Annotated in this window: 23 protein-coding genes; 15 read left to right on the top strand and 8 right to left on the bottom strand. The window is 69.8% G+C overall.

Annotated elements, in window-relative coordinates; genetic code table 11:
* Positions 1-5: 5 nt before the first annotated feature.
* Genes H284_RS0112555 through H284_RS0112565 form a run of 3 tightly spaced genes read right to left on the bottom strand, consistent with a single transcriptional unit; the run spans position 6 to position 1,258 of the window.
* Positions 6-533, bottom strand: coding sequence for a DUF1269 domain-containing protein (locus tag H284_RS0112555; protein WP_020076523.1), 528 nt, complete (start codon positions 531-533; stop codon positions 6-8).
* 42 nt (positions 534-575) lie between these two features.
* Positions 576-842 carry a hypothetical protein gene (locus tag H284_RS0112560; protein ID WP_020076524.1) on the bottom strand — a complete coding sequence of 89 codons (267 nt, stop codon included), beginning with the start codon at positions 840-842 and terminating at the stop codon, positions 576-578.
* A 17-nt stretch (positions 843-859) separates the two neighbouring features.
* On the bottom strand, positions 860-1,258 hold the full coding sequence (locus tag H284_RS0112565; RefSeq protein WP_018192465.1) for a DUF7144 family membrane protein: 399 nt from the start codon (positions 1,256-1,258) through the stop codon (positions 860-862).
* 140 nt (positions 1,259-1,398) lie between these two features.
* On the opposite strand from H284_RS0112565, the gene H284_RS0112570 reads away from it, so the two are divergent.
* The 4 genes from H284_RS0112570 (at position 1,399) to H284_RS0112585 (ending at position 3,641) form a co-directional block, all read left to right on the top strand.
* A complete protein-coding gene (locus tag H284_RS0112570) occupies positions 1,399-1,665 on the top strand; it encodes a hypothetical protein (RefSeq protein WP_029042926.1) in 267 nt (88 codons plus the stop codon).
* A gap of 65 nt (positions 1,666-1,730) precedes the next feature.
* Entirely contained in the window at positions 1,731-2,333 is a 603-nt protein-coding gene (gene dcd / locus H284_RS0112575; protein WP_018192463.1) for a dCTP deaminase, read from the top strand.
* A gap of 26 nt (positions 2,334-2,359) precedes the next feature.
* Positions 2,360-2,887 carry a hypothetical protein gene (locus tag H284_RS0112580; RefSeq protein ID WP_020076526.1) on the top strand — a complete coding sequence of 176 codons (528 nt, stop codon included), beginning with the start codon at positions 2,360-2,362 and terminating at the stop codon, positions 2,885-2,887.
* Between the two features lie 10 nt (positions 2,888-2,897).
* The gene (locus H284_RS0112585; RefSeq protein ID WP_020076527.1) at positions 2,898-3,641 is read left to right on the top strand and encodes a glycoside hydrolase family 16 protein; all 744 of its coding nucleotides are present in this window, start codon (positions 2,898-2,900) and stop codon (positions 3,639-3,641) included.
* A gap of 85 nt (positions 3,642-3,726) precedes the next feature.
* Here the strand turns inward: H284_RS0112585 and idi are convergent, their stop codons facing one another.
* Positions 3,727-4,278, bottom strand: coding sequence for an isopentenyl-diphosphate Delta-isomerase (gene idi / locus H284_RS0112590; protein WP_018192460.1), 552 nt, complete (start codon positions 4,276-4,278; stop codon positions 3,727-3,729).
* Positions 4,275-5,231, bottom strand: a complete 957-nt coding sequence (locus H284_RS21060; RefSeq protein WP_020076528.1) for a winged helix DNA-binding protein — start codon at positions 5,229-5,231, stop codon at positions 4,275-4,277. The genes idi and H284_RS21060 overlap by 4 nt, the downstream gene beginning before the upstream one ends.
* Before the next feature lie 55 nt (positions 5,232-5,286).
* Here H284_RS21060 and H284_RS0112600 point away from each other — a divergent pair, with 55 nt between their 5' ends.
* The 3 genes from H284_RS0112600 (at position 5,287) to H284_RS0112610 (ending at position 7,223) form a co-directional block, all read left to right on the top strand.
* The gene (locus H284_RS0112600) at positions 5,287-5,988 is read left to right on the top strand and encodes a MarR family winged helix-turn-helix transcriptional regulator (protein WP_231371212.1); all 702 of its coding nucleotides are present in this window, start codon (positions 5,287-5,289) and stop codon (positions 5,986-5,988) included.
* A gap of 150 nt (positions 5,989-6,138) precedes the next feature.
* Positions 6,139-6,864 (top strand): alpha/beta fold hydrolase, encoded by a 726-nt coding sequence (locus tag H284_RS0112605; RefSeq protein WP_020076530.1) that lies wholly within the window; start codon positions 6,139-6,141, stop codon positions 6,862-6,864.
* Positions 6,864-7,223 (top strand): cupin domain-containing protein, encoded by a 360-nt coding sequence (locus H284_RS0112610; RefSeq protein ID WP_020076531.1) that lies wholly within the window; start codon positions 6,864-6,866, stop codon positions 7,221-7,223. The genes H284_RS0112605 and H284_RS0112610 overlap by 1 nt, the downstream gene beginning before the upstream one ends.
* A gap of 122 nt (positions 7,224-7,345) precedes the next feature.
* Here the strand turns inward: H284_RS0112610 and H284_RS0112615 are convergent, their stop codons facing one another.
* Complete coding sequence (locus tag H284_RS0112615) at positions 7,346-8,776, bottom strand: MFS transporter (RefSeq protein ID WP_020076532.1); 1,431 nt, start codon at positions 8,774-8,776, stop codon at positions 7,346-7,348.
* Between the two features lie 146 nt (positions 8,777-8,922).
* Here H284_RS0112615 and H284_RS0112620 point away from each other — a divergent pair, with 146 nt between their 5' ends.
* Entirely contained in the window at positions 8,923-9,888 is a 966-nt protein-coding gene (locus H284_RS0112620; protein ID WP_029042927.1) for a hypothetical protein, read from the top strand.
* 4 nt (positions 9,889-9,892) lie between these two features.
* Here the strand turns inward: H284_RS0112620 and H284_RS0112625 are convergent, their stop codons facing one another.
* Positions 9,893-10,624: a GTP pyrophosphokinase gene (locus H284_RS0112625; RefSeq protein WP_018192455.1), complete on the bottom strand. Its 732-nt coding sequence runs from the start codon at positions 10,622-10,624 to the stop codon at positions 9,893-9,895.
* A gap of 80 nt (positions 10,625-10,704) precedes the next feature.
* Between H284_RS0112625 and H284_RS0112630 the strand changes: the two genes are divergently transcribed.
* The 7 genes from H284_RS0112630 (at position 10,705) to H284_RS0112660 (ending at position 17,076) form a co-directional block, all read left to right on the top strand.
* Positions 10,705-11,334: a pyridoxal 5'-phosphate synthase gene (locus H284_RS0112630; RefSeq protein ID WP_020076533.1), complete on the top strand. Its 630-nt coding sequence runs from the start codon at positions 10,705-10,707 to the stop codon at positions 11,332-11,334.
* A 17-nt stretch (positions 11,335-11,351) separates the two neighbouring features.
* Positions 11,352-11,924 (top strand): P-loop nucleotide/nucleoside kinase family protein, encoded by a 573-nt coding sequence (locus H284_RS0112635; protein WP_020076534.1) that lies wholly within the window; start codon positions 11,352-11,354, stop codon positions 11,922-11,924.
* Between the two features lie 51 nt (positions 11,925-11,975).
* Positions 11,976-12,821 (top strand): siderophore-interacting protein, encoded by an 846-nt coding sequence (locus tag H284_RS0112640; RefSeq protein ID WP_029042929.1) that lies wholly within the window; start codon positions 11,976-11,978, stop codon positions 12,819-12,821.
* A gap of 165 nt (positions 12,822-12,986) precedes the next feature.
* On the top strand, positions 12,987-14,849 hold the full coding sequence (gene dnaK / locus H284_RS0112645) for a molecular chaperone DnaK (RefSeq protein ID WP_020076536.1): 1,863 nt from the start codon (positions 12,987-12,989) through the stop codon (positions 14,847-14,849).
* A 2-nt stretch (positions 14,850-14,851) separates the two neighbouring features.
* Positions 14,852-15,517, top strand: a complete 666-nt coding sequence (locus H284_RS0112650) for a nucleotide exchange factor GrpE (protein WP_020076537.1) — start codon at positions 14,852-14,854, stop codon at positions 15,515-15,517.
* 132 nt (positions 15,518-15,649) lie between these two features.
* A complete protein-coding gene (locus H284_RS0112655) occupies positions 15,650-16,660 on the top strand; it encodes a DnaJ C-terminal domain-containing protein (protein WP_020076538.1) in 1,011 nt (336 codons plus the stop codon).
* A 2-nt stretch (positions 16,661-16,662) separates the two neighbouring features.
* A complete protein-coding gene (locus tag H284_RS0112660; RefSeq protein ID WP_020076539.1) occupies positions 16,663-17,076 on the top strand; it encodes a heat shock protein transcriptional repressor HspR in 414 nt (137 codons plus the stop codon).
* A gap of 104 nt (positions 17,077-17,180) precedes the next feature.
* Here H284_RS0112660 and H284_RS0112665 read toward each other — a convergent pair whose 3' ends face one another.
* The gene (locus tag H284_RS0112665) at positions 17,181-17,918 is read right to left on the bottom strand and encodes a cysteine hydrolase family protein (RefSeq protein ID WP_020076540.1); all 738 of its coding nucleotides are present in this window, start codon (positions 17,916-17,918) and stop codon (positions 17,181-17,183) included.
* Between the last annotated feature and the right edge of the window lie 102 nt (positions 17,919-18,020).

Raw genomic sequence — 18,020 nt, forward strand, 5'->3', positions numbered from 1 at the left:
GACCGTCAGTCCGCCGCGTCCTGCACCTCGTTCTCCAGCTTCTCCTCGTCGACGGCGATCTCCCTCTTGGTGATCCCGGTCGCGTTGGTGAGCAGGCGTTCGATCTCGTCTGCCTCGCTGGGATCGACCACGACCACGATGCCGGAGCTCCCGGCGTGCAGGGTCTCGCTGATCGCCTTGAGGTCTTGCGCGGACGACTTCTTGGAGATGTGGCCGGCGAGCGCGCCGATGCCCGCCCCCGAACCGCCGCCCACGAGGAGCGCGCCGCCGAGCGCGACGGCCGGGAACAGCGCGACCACCAGGCCGCCGGCAAGCCCGATGGCCAGGCCCTTCCGGCCACCGTGGTGCTTGCCGCCGTCGTCCCGCTTCGGGATGGAGACCTTGCCCTCCTTGTCGCGCACCACCACCGCCGCATCGAACGAGGCGTGATGTCCGCGCTCCTTATAGTGGGCGTGGAGACGGTCGAAGTCCGCCACCGCCTCGTCCTCGCTCGCGTACTGGGCGGCGATCGCCACATACGGTTGATCGGTCATCTTTCCTTCACCTTTCTTGACGTTCTCGGAGGTCCGACGCACTCAGTCGTCCGGGGTCTCGACCTGCTCGAGCAGCTCGCCGTCCGGCACCGTGCCCGGGATGGTCTTCTCGTAGAGGAATGCGGCCGCCTCCGGCCACGCGCTCGCCTCCGCCAGCCGGTAGACCGCGACCGCCTGGGCGCCCGCGAAGGTCGTCGCGGCCCGGATCAGCGCGGGCGGAGCGGTACTCACCACGGGGAGCTGAGCGCTGAAATCGTCCTCATCCTCATCCGGGTGCAGGAAGAGGGCTCGGTACGTCTCAGCGCTCACGCGACACCTCCGGGCGGCTAACGGCGCAGTTCTCGGCCGTGCACCGTGACGGCGTAGATCACGAGCACATCGAGGGCGATCGCGATGATCGACCACCACGGCTGCGCCGGCAGCGACATCACATGAGACACGGCGCTGATCGCGGCGATGATCACGACGACGACGCGCGCCCAGGTGGCCCCCTGGAGCAGGAAGAGGCCGGCGAGCAGCATCAGCACGCCGACGATCAGCGACCACCACCCCCATGCCGCCACATTGAACGAAGCCACGCCGCCCCCGGACCCGACGAAGTAGGCCGTATTGGGGCCGATGATCGCCATGATCCCGTAGAACAGGTCGATCGCCGCCCCGATGAAGAGCATGACCGCCGCGAAATAAGCCCAGCCGATCCAGCCGGTGGTTCTGACGTCCGACATCTCGCACCTCCCAGTGATCCTGTTGGGCGAATGGTGCGCCTCCGACAGCGCTTCTGGCTATGCACCACTTGGCCGGGCTCCGGAGGGCCGGCGGCAGGTGCTGTCTAGCCGCGGCGCGCCGGGAGGTTCACACTTCGGCCATGAGTGAAGCCGACATCACGGCACCCACCACCCTCGGTCCCGGTTGTGTTCCGGGTGGGATGCCGTTGAAGATCCATCTGGGCGAACCGGAGTACGCCGCCCTGGTCCGCATCGCCCAGCACCGGCACACGACCGCCGCGAAGATGGTGGAGGAGCTCGTCCTCCACGCCCTCGCGCGTGCCGACGTCCCTCCGCCGGTGCAGGGCCCCATCAAGCGCCCGCACACCACCTATGACGACGCGACCCAGGGGTTCCGCCGAGACTGAGCACACACGACGGGACGGCCGAGAACGACGGGTGCGCGACCACGCCCACCCGATAGGCTGGCCACGTGCTTCTCTCCGATCGCGACATCAAGGCCGAGCTGGGTGCCGGGCGGATCTCTCTGGAGCCGTTCGAGGCGGAGATGGTCCAGCCGTCGAGCATCGACGTGCGGCTCGACCGGTTCTTCCGGCTGTTCGACAACCACAAGTACCCCTTCATCGACCCGGCGGAAGACCAGCCCGAGCTGACCCGTTTCGTCGAGGTGGATGCGGATCAGCCGTTCATCCTGCACCCCGGCGAGTTCGTGCTCGGGTCGACGTTCGAGCTGGTGAGCCTGCCCGACGACGTCGCGGCGCGCCTGGAGGGCAAGAGCTCGCTCGGCCGGCTCGGACTGCTGACCCACTCCACCGCCGGATTCATCGACCCGGGGTTCTCGGGTCACGTGACGCTGGAACTCAGCAATGTCGCTACGCTTCCGATCAAGCTGTGGCCGGGCATGAAGATCGGCCAGATGTGCTTCTTCCGGCTGTCGTCCGCTGCCGAGCGGCCGTACGGATCGGCGGAGTACTCGTCCCGTTATCAGGGGCAGCGCGGGCCGACGGCGTCCCGGTCGTACCTCAACTTCCACCGCACCGACGTCTCCACCACCGAGGCGGGTCGTCCCGCCTGACCCGCACGCCGACCGAGAGGGGCACCATGAGCGAGACCACCGACGCGGCCTTCGCACGGGCCCTGATCAGTTCGGGTCCGATGCCGGAGAACCCGCAGCGGATGCACCTGTTCGGCCGGCTGGTCGGCAGCTGGACCGCCGATGTCCGGCTGCTCGACGAGCAGACCGGCGTGTGGAACGAGTCCACCAACGAGTGGATCTTCGCCTACACGCTCGGCGGCCGGGCGGTGCAGGACGTCCTCGTCATCCGCGACGAGACAGACCCGGACGGCACCCGCGGCCGCGGCTCGACGGTCCGTGTGTACGACACGGCTCTCGGCGCCTGGCGGGTCAGCTGGTTCGGGGCGGCGGCCGGCGACTTCTGCACCCTGGTCGCGACGCCCTACCGCCGTGACGGCATCCGGCAGGACGGCACACAGACCGATGGCCGCCCCATCCGCTGGAACTTCTCCAACATCACCGACGACTCGTTCGAGTGGGACGGCTGGGTCTCCGACGACGAGGGCCGCACCTGGTGGCTCGAGCAGCACATCGACGCCACCCGCACGGGATGAGGCCGGCGCGGTGTTCGACGACTTCGACGCGCCGCAGCTCGACCGCTCGGTCTGGCTTCCGCACTACCTGCCCGCGTGGAGCTCGCTCGCCGAGACGCGTGCGAGCTACCTGATCCACGACTCCCGCCTGGAGCTGAGCATCCCGCCGGATCAGGGCCTGTGGTGCCCGGACGAGCACCAGCCCCCGCTGCGGGTCTCCGGGATGCAGACCGGCAACTTCTCCGGACCGGTCGGTTCGACCGTCGGTCAGCAGCCGTTCCGCGACGGACTGCGCGTCCGGGAGGCGCAGGAGGAGTTCCGCGGCTGCCTGGTCGACCGCGGCACGGTCGGCATGCGCGCCTCCCTCTACCTCAGCCCGCGGTCGATGGCCTCGCTCTGGCTTGTCGGCTTCGAAGACGAGCCCGAGCGCAGCGGGGAGCTGTGCGTGATGGAGGTGTTCGGCCGCGACGTCGAGGAGGACGAAGCGCTGGTCGGGATGGGTTTTCACGCGTTCCGCGACCCGCGCCTCACCGAGGATTTCGAGCGCATCCGGCTGCCGATCGACGTGACCGAGCCGCACGCCTACGAAGCGCACTGGGACGGCGACGAGGCGACGTTCCGGGTGGACGGCCGGGTGGTGCGGATACTGGATGCGCCCCCGCAGTACCCGCTGCAGCTCATGCTCGCCGTGTTCGATTTCCCGGAGTGGCCGGATGACCGCGCCGGCGGAGTGTTCGTGCCGACGCTCTCGGTCGACCGGGTCTGGGCGAACTGATTCGTGCCATCAGGGATGCCCGCGCGGGCATACGCCGCGCTAGTTATCCACAGTCAATTTCACAGGTGGAAAATATGAGCAGGACTCACAGCTGGCCCGAAGCTTCGAGGCTCTGGTCGGCGTACAGCGCGGGCAACTGGAGGGTCAGCCAGGGGCTGAACGCCCACGGCGTCTCGCCGACGGCCGAGAGCAGAGAGCGCGGGTCGGCCCACGCCCACTCGGCGACCTCACTCGCGGCGGGCGACAGCTCGCCGACGACGGTCGCGGTGTAGACCGGACACACTTCGTACTCGACGATGCCCGCCGCATCCACCGCGCGGTAGCGGAAGTCCGGGAGCGCGATCGTCAGGTTGTCGATGCGGGCGCCGAGCTCGTGCTCCGCGCGCCGGACGACCGCATCCTCGATCGCCTCACCGGGGCCGGGGTGCCCGCAGAATGAGTTGGTCCAGACCCCGGGCCACGTCTTCTTCGTCAGAGCGCGGCGGGTGACCAGGATGCGACCCTCCCCGTCGAAGAGGTGGCACGAGAAGGCGAGGTGCAGCGGAGTGGATTCCGTGTGCACCGTCGCCTTGTCCGCCGTGCCGATGGGCGTGCCGTCCTCGGCGAGCAGCACGACCTCTTCGCGGGGTGGCGTCATGCGTCCATACTAGGCGCGCCATCCTGCGACCCGGCCGGGCGTCCCGGCTGCCAGCCGAGGTTGCGCGCCATGGTCTCCAGCGTGCTCATCGTGGTGGCGTAGTCCTGCTCCGAGATGCCGTTCGCGAGTTCGGCGCGCACAGTCTGGACGCGGGTGAAGGCCTCGTCGTGAGCGGCGCGTCCCTCCTCGGTCAGCGTCGCGCGGTCGCCGTCGAACCAGACCCAGCCGCGCTCGACGAACTCGGCGAGGACGCGGTGGATGCGGTGGGCGCCCCGACGTCCGCCGCGGCGATCGCGGTCGAACGGGTGGTGGCGGTGGCCCCACGGTCCGCCGAAGTCGCGAGCGGGGCCCGGGAACGGGTATCCGCCGGGGAAGGGGCCGCCGACGTGCGGCGGGTAGGCGGCGAAGGGGTGGCCGGCGCGCACGGTGCCGAACGCGAACCCGCGGTCGAAGCCGCGCTCGTATCCGCGCTCGAAGGCGTTCGGGTGGTCGTGGCCGTGGTGGTGGTCGTGGTGTCCGCGCTGGTCACCGCGGGGGTCGTCGCCGTGGTGCTCATGTGCGCCGCCGTGCTCATGTGCGCCGCCGTGCTCGGTAGAGGGGCCGGCCGGTCGCTCGTCCCGCGGCTCCTGGCCGCGCCATCCGGGCCGGAACCCATGGCCGTGGCCGTAGTCGCGGCCGAATTCGCGGCCACCGGACTTCTCCGGCCGGTCGCCACGGTCGCCTCGGTTGCCATGGTCGCCTCGGCCGCCGTGCGGCATCCGGGCGGCGAGCTCGTCGGGAGTCGCGGGTCCGTCGGCGAGGGTGTGGAGGATGCGCCAGCTTCCGCGGCGCAGTCCCTGGTCGGCCAGTGCGTCGCGCATGCGGTCGTGCAGCCGGCCTTCGATCACGCCGAACCAGTATCCGGGCGGCGTCTGTGCGGGTGGTGTCTGTGCGGAGTCATCGATGTTCGTCATCGTGGACTCTCCTTTCGATGTATGTACTGTTACAAGTAAATGTATAGTTACATGCATGAGCGATGGACGTCAAGAGGATCCGCCGATTCCGCCAGAGGCGGACATCGTCGCCATGGTCGAGAGCGCACTGCTCGCGGTGCGCCGCGACCAGTCGCGGAGGCGCCCGCCGTGGGCCGACGGAATGCCCCACGGCCATGGGCACCACGGGGGTCGTGGCGGCCACTGGGGCAGCGGTCCCTTCGGTGCAGGACCGTTCGGGGCCGGCCCCTTCGCCCCCGGGTCGGGCGGGTCCGGGGCCGCGCCCGGCGGTCCCGGTGCACCGGCCGGCGCGCCCTTCGGCGACTCCGCGCGCCCCGGTCCCGGACGCCGAGGCCGCGACGGCTCCCTCGGCCGCATCGCCCGGGTGCGGATGCTGGAGGCGCTGGAGGGGGCAGAGGCCGATGGTCGCAGCCTGTCGGTGAGCGGCGTGGCCGAGGCCATCGGCGTCGACCAGCCGCGCGCGAGCCGCCTGGTGCAGGAGGGAGTGGAGCGGGGCCTCGTGCGTCGGGTGCCGGACCCGTCCGACGCGCGGCGCGCGCTCATCCAGCTCACCACCTCCGGAAAGGCTCAGCTGACCGAGCTGCGGTCGCACCGCCGCTCCGCGGTCGAAGCGGCGCTGTCGGCGTTCACGCCGGAGGAGGCACGCACCTTCGCCGAACTCTTCGACCGCTTCGTGCGGGCGTGGCCGCGCCCCGGCGAGAGGGACGCTGAGAGCTGACCGCATCCTCTTGCCGCCGCCCCGGCCGCTCCCTATCCTGGGGCCCTCCCGGCTCGCGGGCGACGGCGCACCCGGTCGCATGAACCGCCTCACCTCGCTTCGCTGACGATGGTCGTCGAGCGGCCGGCGAGTTCAGAGACGAGACCCGCGATGACCGATAACGCCGCTTCCTCTCCCACCGTCGTGCTCGTGCACGGCGCCTTCGCCGACGCCGGCAGCTGGGCGGGGGTGGTCGAACTGCTGCTCGCTGAGGGCGTGAAGGTGCAGGCGCCCGCGAACCCGCTGCGCGGCCTGGCCGCCGACGCCGCCTACGTCCGCAGCGTGATCGAGCAGATCGAGGGCCCGGTGCTGGCCGTCGGCCACTCCTACGGCGGCGCTGTGATCACGAACGCCACCACCGGTCTCGCCAACGTGCGCGGACTCGTCTACGTCGCCGCGTTCGCGCCGGACGAGGGGGAGGCGCTCGGGGATGTCGAGGCTGGCTCGACGGACAGCGTGCTGAACGCGGCGCTCAAGCCGGCGACGTATCCGACCGACGGCGAGCCCGCTCCAGAGCTCTACGTCGACCCGGCACGGTTCCACGAGGCGTTCGCCAGTGACCTGCCGCCGGACCAGTCGGCCGTGCTCGGGGCGTCGCAGCGCCCCGTCGCCGCGGCCGCTTTCGCGGAGAAGACGGGGTCGCCCGCATGGAAGACCCTCCCGTCGTGGGCCGTCGTCGCCGCGGGCGACAAGGCGGCCGGCGCCGACGTGATCCGCTCGATGGCCGAGCGGGCGGGCGCCGATGCGATCGAGCTGGAGGGCTCGCACGTGATCATGATCTCGCAGCCGCGCGCCGTGACCGACCACATCCTCCGCGCGCTCAAAGCGGTCTCCTGATGTCGGATGCGCTGGCGGGCAAGCTGCGGCGGACGGAGGTGCAGCATCAGCCGTCGTCGATCCCTGGGCGCGAGATCGTCCAGGTGCTGACCGAGATCCCGGTGGGAGTGGAGTCGGGCTGGCACATCCATCCCGGTGAGGAGGTCGGCTACATCCTCGCCGGATCGGTCGAGATGCGCATCCACGACCGGCCGACGCTCCACCTGGACGCGGGCGACGGGTTCCTCATCCCGCCCGGCACGCCGCACAACGCGCTGGATGTGGGGCCGGGCACCGGCGAGATGCTCTCGACGTACATCGTGGAGGTGGGGGAGCCGCTCGCCACGTTCGTCGACGAGGGCGACCCCGTCTCGGGCTGAGCCGCGCCCGCCGGCCGCCACCGTCGGACATTCCGCCGTTCTCGGGCCGAATCGCCATCCGCACCGCGGTGCGGCGGAGTTTCGAACGTTTCATACCTACGGAAGCGGAAGGCCCCCGCCTGTCAGGCGGCGGACCGGCGCGGCGCCCGCACCGGCAGGAGCAGCGCGAGCCCCGCCGCCAGCACGAGCACGATCGCGAGGATGCCCCAGTATTGTGCTCCGCCGATCGCCACGAACACCGCGAACAGCGTCGGCGCCAAGAACGACACCGCGCGACCGGTCGTCGCGTAGAGCCCGAACACCTCGCCCTCGCGCCCGGCCGGCGTCACCCGCGCGAGGAACGTGCGGCTGGCCGACTGCGCCGGCCCGACGAAGAGGCAGAGCACCAGGCCGCCGACCCAGAACGCGGCGGCGCCGAGGTCGTGCGTGAAGAACACCGCCAGGCCGGCGACGATCAGTCCGATCAGCGACGTCACGATGACCGACTTGGGGCCGAAGCGGTCGTCCAGCCGGCCGGACAGGAGAGTGCTGACGCCGGCGACGACGTTGGCCGCGATGGCGAAGATGATGACCTGGCCGCTGGTGAACCCGAAGGTGCCCTGCGCGAGGATGCCGCCGAACGTGAACACGCCGACCAGTCCGTCGCGGAACAGGGCGGACGCGATCAGGAAGAGGACGGTGTTCCGGCTCTCCTTCCAGAGCTTGCCGATGTCGCGCACGAGCACCGCGTACGACCGGAAGAAGCCCACGCGTGGGGTGCGCGCGTTCGGCGGGATCTCGGGCACGACGAACAGCACGGGGAGCGAGAAGATCAGCGTCCACGCCGCCGCGATCAGCGCGATGATGCGGATGTTGAGGCCGTCCTCGGTCGGGACATGCAGCAGACCGCCCGAGCCCGTCACCATCCCGAAGTACACGATGAGGAGCAGCACGATGCCGCCCAGATAGCCGGCGCCCCAGCCGAACCCGCTCACGCGCCCGACCGTCTTCGGCGTCGACACCTGAACCAGCATCGCGTTGTAGTTGACGGTCGCGATCTCGTAGAACACCGTCCCGATCGCCACAAGCGCGACGCCGAGCAGGAAGTACGACGGCTCGCCGACCACGAAGAACATGGATGCGGTGACCAGCACCACGACGCCGGTGTTGACCCCCAGCCACAGCTTGCGGCGTCCCGATCCGTCCGTGCGCTGGCCGAGCACGGGAGCGAGCAGGGCCACGACCGCGCCGGCGATGCCGACGCCCCACGCCAGCCCGCTCGACAGCACGGCGACAGCGGCGTCGTACGCGGCATGCGCCGGTCCCGACGTACTGGCCTCGGCATCCCGAGCCGCCACGATCGACGGCGAGACGAAGAGGCTGCTGGTCAGGTAGACGGTGAACACGAAGGTCGTGATGACCGCGTTGAAGGCGGCTCCGCCCCAGTCCCAGGCCGCCCAGGCGACCACCCACCCGCGGGGGATGCGGCGGTCGGTCGCGCTGTCGGCGAAGAGCGGGCTCGCGGTCGTCACCAGGGCGTCGCCGTCGACGCCGCGGGGTTCGGCACCTGTCATAGCCACAGCGTAGGGCGTGGCGGGGAACGGCCGGTGAACGGCGCGGCTCCGCGACCGCACGGTGGCCTTTTGGGTGGCCGCACGGATTCAGCCCACCGCTGGGCCACCGGTATCGTGACGAGCACCCGACCCGTGGAGGTTCCATCGTGAGCACCGCCTCGTCCGCCCCGAACCCGTACGCCTGGGTGCGGCACCTGCTGCCCCGCGTGGTGATCGGCGCGCTGATCGCCGCCGCCCTCGTCGGCGTCTACGCCGTCATCCTCGGTCGGTTCGACGACACCTGCTGGCGGCTGATCGGCACCATCGCCCTGTTCGTCTTCTTCGCCCTGATCTCCTGGTACGACGCCGACGTCTCGGCGCGCCGGGCGCCGTGGTTCGGCGCGGTCAGCGTCGTCACGTCGGTGTACCTGTTCGGGATCGGGCTGTGGAAGGTATGGGTCCCGGACGTGCAGCCGGTCGACGGCCTGTACGGGTCCGACGGCTACGACCCGTGGTGGCAGCCGTTCTCGTGGTTCCTGCTCGTGCTGGTGACGCGGATCGGCCTGCTCCACATCCACCTGGTGCTGAACACGCAGCGCCGGTTCACCGGGCCGATCATGAGCAAGGTGACGGTCGCGACCCTCGTGCTCGTCGGGCTGCTGACCGCCGGGCTGTCGCTGCCGCTGATCTGGACGCACGTCGACTTCGGCGAGACGTACTGGCGTGGGGTGGCCGTGGTGGCCATTCTGGATGCGCTCGGCACGGTGCTCATCCCGCTCACGTACTCGCTGTTCGGGCCGAAGGCGGTGCGCCCCGCGCCGGCGCCCTATGCCGGTCCGGGCGCTATGCCGTACGCGCCGCCGCCGATGCAGGCTCCCGCCCAGGGCCCCACGTTCGCGCCGCCCGCCGCGCCGGCCGCTGCTCCCGGCTGGACGCCGACCGCACCTCCGGTACCCGCCGCCGGCGCGCCCGCCGCCTCGGCGCCCGCCTCCGCCCCCGCGCCCGCCTCCGCCTACCCGCGCCTCGACGCAGCCGCGGGACTCCGGCTCGAATGGCCGCGCTACATCAACGGCCAGCCGCTCCCCGCGCGTCCCGACGGCACGCCGGACTTCACCGGGGTGGTCGGCTACTGACCGCTCAGCGCGACGCGGGGAGGCTGTAGACCGTTCCCCGGTCGTCGCCGCGCACTTGCCGGTGCAGGTCCTCCATCGTGAGGTCGAGCTGGCTGGCCGTGCCTGCCGCTGCGGTCAGATCGCGCAGCAGACCGGCCGGCACCTCGCCGTCGTACTTGTAATAGATCTTGTGCTCGAGGCTGGCCCAGAAGTCCATCGCGACCGTCCGCAGCTGGATCTCGACCGGCACCAGCACCGGCCCGTCACTGAGGAAGACGGGAACCTCGACGATCACGTGCAGGCTCTTGTACCCGTTCGACTTCGGATGCGCGATGTAGTCCTTCACGCGCAGCACCCGGACGTCGTCCTGCGCAGTCAGCAGGTCGAACACCCGGTACACGTCGGAGACGAAGCTACACACGATCCGGATGCCGGCGATGTCGGTGATCGCCTCGCGGATCGCATCGAAGCTCGGCTCGCAGTTCTTGCGGATGACCTTCTGTTCGATGCTCTCGGGCGACTTGAGGCGGCTCGAGAGGTGCTCGATCGGGTTGTAGTCGTGGAGCTCGGCGAACTCCTCGCGGAGGATGCTCACCTTGGTCGAGATCTCGTCGATGCCGAACTTGTACGGCATGATGAACCGCGCGAAATCGTCCCGGAACGCCTGCACCTCGCTGAGCGTCGCGGGGTCGATGTTCTGCAGCGCCTCGATGGCGCGCGTGGAGAGGAGCGGGGCTGCGGCGGGATCCGTTTCCATGATGCCGACGCTATCCACGGTGCTTGTGCGGCCGGTGTGAATCGCAGCGGGCCGCGCGATGCCGGGCCTATGGTGACGCTATGGCCCACACGCTCACCGGAGACGCCGATCTGTTCCTGCCGGAGTTCGACGACCCGCCTGCGCGGCCGGGCGGACTTCTCGAGGAGTGGGTCCGCCGGGCGAAGGAGCGCGGAGTGCGCGAGGCGCTCGCGGCGACGCTCGCGACCACCGACGAGGACGGCGCGCCGGATGCGCGCACCGTCGCTCTGAGGCGCCTCACGGCCGACGGTGCCGAGTTCGGCACGTCGTCGTACAGCCGGAAGGGGCGACAGCTCGCGGCCGATCCGCGCGCCGCCGTCGTGCTCTACTGGCGAGAGCTCCTGCAGCAGGTGCGGGTGACCGGCCGGGTGGAGCGGCTCGGCGACGACGAGTCCGACGACCTGTTCGCGCGCAGGACGCGTGAGGCGCAGGCCGCGACGATGGTGAGCGAGCAGGATGCGCCCCTCGACGACCTCGACCTGCTGCGCGCCGCCGCCCGCGACATCCTGGCCGCGGAGGGTCCGATCGGTCGGCCGGAGCACTGGTACGCGTACCGCGTGGTGCCGGACCTCATCGAGTTCTGGCACGGCAGTCCGGACCGCCTGCACCGTCGCCTCCGCTACGTGCGGGTCGACGGCGGCGCGTGGACGGTCTCGCGCGTCCAGCCGTAGTGGTAGGGGACGAAGCGGTGGACGGGGAGGAGACCGTGGATGCGACGGCCCGGCCGGTCCTCATCGTGTACTGCGCGCTGCCGGGCGCGGGCAAGACGACGGCGGCGCGCGAGCGGGCGCGCGAGATCGGCGCCATCGGGTTCAGCCCCATCCGTTTCAGCCCCATCCGTTTCAGCCCCATCCGTTTCAGCCCCATCCGTTTCAGCACCGACGAGTGGATGGCCGACCTGGGACTCGACTACTTCGATCCGCTGCGCGACCGCGTGCAGGCGCGGCTCGACCGGCTGTGGCGGGAGCTGCTCGAACACGGGCAGAGCGTGATCCTCGAAGACGGATCGTGGACGCGGGCCGAGCGTGACGAGCTCCGGCGGGTCGCGCGGGGTTTCGGTGCCACCACCGAGCTGCACGTCTTCGACATCCCCGTCGAGGAGCTGTGGCGACGACTCGAAGGGCGCAACGAGCGTCCGGGTCGCGGAGAGGTTCCGATCACGCGAGAGCTGCTCGACGAGTCGCTCCAGAGGTTCGAGCCCCCCGATGCCGCGGAACTCGCGCTGTTCGACCGTTGGATCGTGCACACAGGTGGATCGTGATCATCGCGCCAGATAAGGTAAGCCTTACCTAATCTGGCGACGGGAGCTCCGATGGCACGAACCAACATGCAGGCGACGCGCGTGAAGCCGGAGCGCTCCGAGTTGCTCGTCCTGCACGTACTGCGCCGCGAACAGATCTCGTCCCGGTTCGTCCGTGTGACGCTCGGCGGCGGAGACATCGAGCGGTTCGTGCCACTGGGATACGACCAGTGGTTCCGGCTGTTCATCCCCGTTGGCGACGACTCGACCCTCGACCGGCTGCCCACGAAGCTCGACACCCTGGCGTACGCCCGCTACCTCGCCATTTCGAAGGCCGTGCGCCCGGTGCTGCGCAACTACACCGTCCGCGCCTTCCGGCCGGACGGTCCAGAAGGCCCGGAGCTCGACGTGGACTTCGTCCTGCACCGGGCAGCCGACGGCTCCAGTGGTCCGGCCGCATCCTGGGCGGAGGGATGCGCGCGCGGCGACGCGGTCGCCATCATCGATGAGGGGCGCACGTTCGCTCCGGCCGCGGAGATCGCGCACCTGCGGATCGTCGCCGACGAGACCGGGCTTCCCGCTGTGGCCGGAATCCTGGCCTCTCTCGCCGAGCGCTCGAGCGCGTCGCCCGGCGTCGAGGGCGCCGCCGTCATCGAGGTGCCGAACCCGGACGACGTGCAGGAGCTCATCGCGCCCGCCGGGATGGACGTGCGCTGGGCTGTCCGGGGCGAGCGCGGTGGTGTGCCGGGCGCGCTCGCCGCCGATGCCGCGCGGTCGCTCGCCGTCCCCGCGGTGCGCTCGTACGGCTGGGCTGTGGGCGAGTCGGAGCTGGCGGTCGGGATGCGCAGGCACTGGCTCTCCACCGGCACGGCGAAGGCCGACATCGTGTTCTGCGGATACTGGAAATCGCGACACTGACGGGGAATACCCATCCCCTCTCCAAAGTTGAGTCAGATGTACTCAAGTTTTGGGCTTGACGTCTTGACACCATCCCTCGCGGATGACAGTCTTGAGCCGTCGAGGCTCAAGTCTTGACCACAGACTTTCACGGCCACAAGCCAGCAACAAAGGAGAGAAGCACACATGTCACGTGCAGTAGGAATCGACCTCGGAACCACCAACTCCGTCGTCGCGGTGCTCGAGGGCGGCGAGCCCACGGTCATCGCGAACGCGGAAGGTTTCCGCACCACCCCGTCGGTGGTCGCCTTCACCAAGGACGGCGAGGTCCTCGTCGGCGAGACCGCCAAGCGCCAGGCGGTGACCAACGTCGACCGCACCATCTCGTCCGTCAAGCGCCACATGGGCACGGACTGGACCCAGGAGATCGACGGCAAGAAGTACACGCCGCAGGAGATCTCGGCCCGCATCCTGCAGAAGCTGAAGCGCGACGCTGAGCAGTACCTCGGCGACACGGTGACCGACGCGGTCATCACCGTCCCGGCGTACTTCAACGACGCCGAGCGCCAGGCCACCAAGGAGGCCGGTGAGATCGCGGGCCTCAACGTGCTCCGCATCATCAACGAGCCCACCGCTGCCGCGCTCGCGTACGGCCTCGACAAGGGCAAGGAGGACGAGCTCATCCTCGTCTTCGACCTCGGTGGCGGCACCTTCGACGTCTCCCTGCTCGAGGTGGGCAAGGACGACGACTTCTCGACCATCCAGGTGCGTGCGACCGCGGGTGACAACCGCCTCGGCGGCGACGACTGGGACCAGCGGATCGTGGAGTGGCTGATCAAGCGCTTCAAGGACTCCACCGGCGTCGACGTCTCCAAGGACAAGATCGCGCTGCAGCGCCTGAAGGAGGCGGCGGAGCAGGCCAAGAAGGAGCTGTCGTCGAGCATGTCGACCAGCATCCAGCTGCCCTACCTGTCGCTCACCGAGAACGGCCCGGCCAACCTCGACGAGACGCTCACCCGCGCCCAGTTCGAGCAGATGACCAGCGACCTCCTCGACCGCACCAAGAAGCCGTTCCAGGACGTCATCCGTGAGGCCGGCATCAAGGTCTCCGACATCGCGCACGTCGTGCTCGTCGGTGGATCGACCCGTATGCCCGCCGTCTCCGAGCTCGTGAAGCAGGAGACCGGCAAGGAGCCCAACAAGGGTGTGAACCCGGACGAGGTCGTCGCCGTCGGCGCCGCGCTGCAGGCCGGTGTCCTGAAGGGCGAGCGCAAGGACGTCCTCCTCATCGACGTCACCCCGCTGTCCCTCGGCATCGAGACCAAGGGCGGGATCATGACCAAGCTCATCGAGCGCAACACGGCCATCCCGACCAAGCGCAGCGAGACCTTCACCACGGCCGACGACAACCAGCCGTCCGTCGCGATCCAGGTCTTCCAGGGCGAGCGCGAGTTCACCCGCGACAACAAGCCGCTCGGCACCTTCGAGCTGACCGGCATCGCCCCGGCCCCCCGCGGCATCCCGCAGATCGAGGTCACCTTCGACATCGACGCCAACGGCATCGTGCACGTGTCCGCCAAGGACAAGGGCACCGGCAAGGAGCAGTCGATGACCATCACCGGCGGGTCCAGCCTGCCGAAGGAGGACATCGACCGCATGGTGCGCGAGGCCGAGGAGCACGCGGCGGAGGACAAGAAGCGCCGCGAGTCCGCCGAGACGCGCAACCAGGCCGAGCAGCTCGTCTACTCGATCGAGAAGCTGATCAAGGACAACGAGGACAAGCTCCCCGAGGACGTCAAGAACGAGGTCCAGGGCGACGTGGACGGCCTCAAGACCGCCCTCGCCGGCGACGACGACGAGGCGGTGAAGACCGCGTACGAGAAGCTCAGCTCCAGCCAGCAGAAGCTCGGCGAGGCGATCTACTCCTCGGCGCAGCCGACCGAGACCCCGGCCGGTGAGGCGGGCGACGGCCAGCAGGCCGGCGAGTCCTCCTCCGACGATGAGGACGTCATCGACGCCGAGGTCGTCGAGGACGAGGAGAAGAAGTAATCATGTCGGACCAGAACGGCGGCTCCTCGGAGCCAGAACACGAGGAGCCGATCATCCGCGACAAGCGGAGGATCGACCCCGAGACCGGGAAGGTCCGGCAGCCCGAGGGTGAGCAGAAGGCGGACGACGCCGGCGAGCACGACCTCGCGCACGAGGAGCTCGTCGACGTCGGACCGGCCGAGAACCAGGAGGAGGGTCCCATCCTGAGCGATGACGACCTCGACATCCTGTCCGGCCAGACGACCGCCGAGCAGCTCGCGGCCGAGCGTCTCGCCGACCTCCAGCGGGTGACCGCGGAGTACGCGAACTACCGCAAGCGCACCGAGGCCAACCGTGAGATCGAGCGCGAGCGTGCGGTCGGCGATGCGGTGAAGGGGCTCATCCCCGTGCTCGACGACCTCGAGCGCGCGGAGAAGCACGGCGATCTGGGGGAGGGCAGCGCGTTCTTCACCATCGCCGCCAAGCTCCGGACCGCGGTCGAGCGTCTCGGCCTCACCCCGTACGGCGAGAAGGGCGAGCCCTTCGACCCGCAGATCCACGAGGCGATCTTCCAGCAGCCCACCCCCGGCGTGACGGCGGACACCGTCGCCGAGGTGGTCGAGACCGGCTACCGGCTGGGCTCCACCACCGTCCGGGTGGCGAAGGTCGTCGTCGCGGTGCCGGCCTGACCCGGCGACACGGCGCACGGCATGGCGGAGCGGCGGGGAACGGTTCCCGCCGCTCCGCTCGGCCCGTGCGCGCTCGATTTTTCATGCAGACTTCATCCACGAACACCGACAACGACTTGAGAGGAGGCGCCCGTGGCTAGCCAAGACTGGTTCGACAAGGACTTCTACAAGGTCCTTGGCGTCTCCAAGGACGTCAGCGAGGCGGACCTCAAGAAGACCTACCGCAAGCTCGCCCGCAAGTACCATCCCGACTCCAACCCCGGCGATGCCGCCGCGGAGGCGAAGTTCAAGGAGATCAGCGAGGCCTACTCGGTGCTCAGCGATCCGGAGGAGCGCAAGGAGTACGACCAGATCCGCGCCATGGGGACCGGTGCCCGGTTCACGGCGCCGGGGTCCGGCGCCCAGGGCGGCTTCGACGACGTCTTCGGCGGGATGTTCGGCCAGGGCGGAGCGGGCGGCCAGCGCCAGTATTTTCCAGGAGGAGGGGGCTTCCAGCAGGGCGGCGGCGATTTCGACGACGTCTTCGGCGGGCTCTTCGGCAACGGCCGATTCGGCACGACGACGGGCGGGTTCCGCGGCTACGGCGGCCCGACGCGCGGCCGTGACGTGACCGCACACACCACCATCGACTTCGTGACCGCGACGCGCGGCGAGACCATCACGCTGCAGGCGTCCGACGGCAAGCCGATCAAGGTCAAGATCCCCGCCGGCGTCGCCGACGGGCAGAAGATCAAGCTGCGCGGCAAGGGCCAGCCGAGCCCGGACGGCGGTGAGGCGGGCGACATCGTGCTCACCGTCTCTGTGCGCAAGCACCCCGTCTTCGAGCGCGACGGCCTGAACCTCCGCGTCAACGTCCCGGTCACCTTCGCGGAGGCCGCGCTCGGCGCGACCATCGAGGTGCCGACGCTCGGCGGCGACCCCGTCAAGCTGCGCGTCGCCCCCGGAACACCGAGCGGCCGCGTGCTGCGCGTGAAGGGCCGCGGCGTCGAGACCAGCAAGGGCACCGGCGACCTGCTCGCCGTGGTCCAGGTCGCCGTCCCGTCGCACCTGTCCGCCGACGCCAAGGAGGCGCTCGAGGCGTTCGCCGCGAAGCTTCCCGACGAGAACCCGCGCGACGACATCCTGGCCAAGGCCCGGAGCTGACGATGGACGAGCACAGCCAGGTCTTCGTGATCTCGATCGCGGCAGAGCTCGCGGGCATGCACCCGCAGACGCTCCGCCAGTACGACCGGCTCGGACTCGTCAGCCCCAGCCGGACGGCCGGCAAGTCGCGCCGCTATTCCATGCGCGACATCGAGAAGCTGCAGGAGATCGCCCGCCTCGGCTCGGAGGGCGTGAGCCTGGAGGGCATCCGCCGGATCCTCGAACTGGAGGATCAGGTGGGCGAACTCCGCGGCCGCGTCCGGGAGCTGGAGACCGCCCTCGCGGACGAGCTCCTGAACCGTCCGGGCCGCCGCGTGTTCGCGGCCGGCTCCGAGGGCGAGGTCGTCTCGATGCGCGCAGGCACCCGCGTGCGCCGCAGCAACCAGCTCGTCGTCTGGCGCCCCCTCGAGCGCTGACCGCTCGACCGCTCGCGTCCCCCGAGTCCCATCTTCCGTCAAGGTGCACGTCGTGGCTGCTAAATCCCCGAAATAGCCGCCACAACGTGCGCTTCGGCGCCGGGTCAGAGCGACGAGACGCCCTGGCCGACGTAGAGGGTGTTCTGGATGTTGTGCGCCTCGGTCGCGGCGATGTCGTCGTCGATCCCGGCCCGCACCTCGCGCATGAGCTTGTGCAGTTCGGCGTGCTTCTCCGGGAGCCGTGCGTGGCCGGTGCTGTCCCACAGGTTCGACACCGGCAGCGTGTCACCGGCCTCGACCGCGAGCGTCCACTCCTCCGTCGTCGCGACGGCGGCGAACTCCGACTGCATCGTCACCAGCACGCTGCGGTGGAGGGCGTCCGCCGAGATCGCGCCTGCCTCGTTGACGAGGTCGAGCGTGCCCGTGGCATCCGACAGGAACTCGACGGTGAACCCGAGCTCGGACGCATCCCGAGCCGTCCCCGCGCAGCAGTGCTGCGTCATGTAACCGGCGATGGTGACCGTGTCGACGTCGTTCGCGCGCAGCCAGGTCTCGAGATCGGTGCCGGGGAACGCGGAGACGCTCCCCTTGGTCACCACGTGCGCGGGCGTGCGGTCGATGATCGTCTCGTGCAGGGCGGCGCCGTCCGAGCCGCGCGCGAAGACCGGCGACCCCTCGTCCTCGATGTGCTGCACCACGACGACCGGCACGCCGTGGTCGTCGGCTGCGTCCCACGCGACCTCGATGTTGGGGATGGACTCCATCAGATCCGGGTAGCAGATCTTCAGGTTCCCGGTCACGTACTCGTTCTGCAGGTCGATCACGATCAGCGCGCGCTTCATGGCTGAACTCTAAAGGTCTCGCCGTCGTGTCGACAGCGGATCTCGACAATATGCTCCTGGTCGAACGTCGGAGGTCCATGACAGGCTGGGCTCTACCACCTC

The organism is Cryocola sp. 340MFSha3.1 (genome assembly GCF_000383315.1).
Classification (GTDB): Bacteria; Actinomycetota; Actinomycetes; order Actinomycetales; family Microbacteriaceae; genus Leifsonia.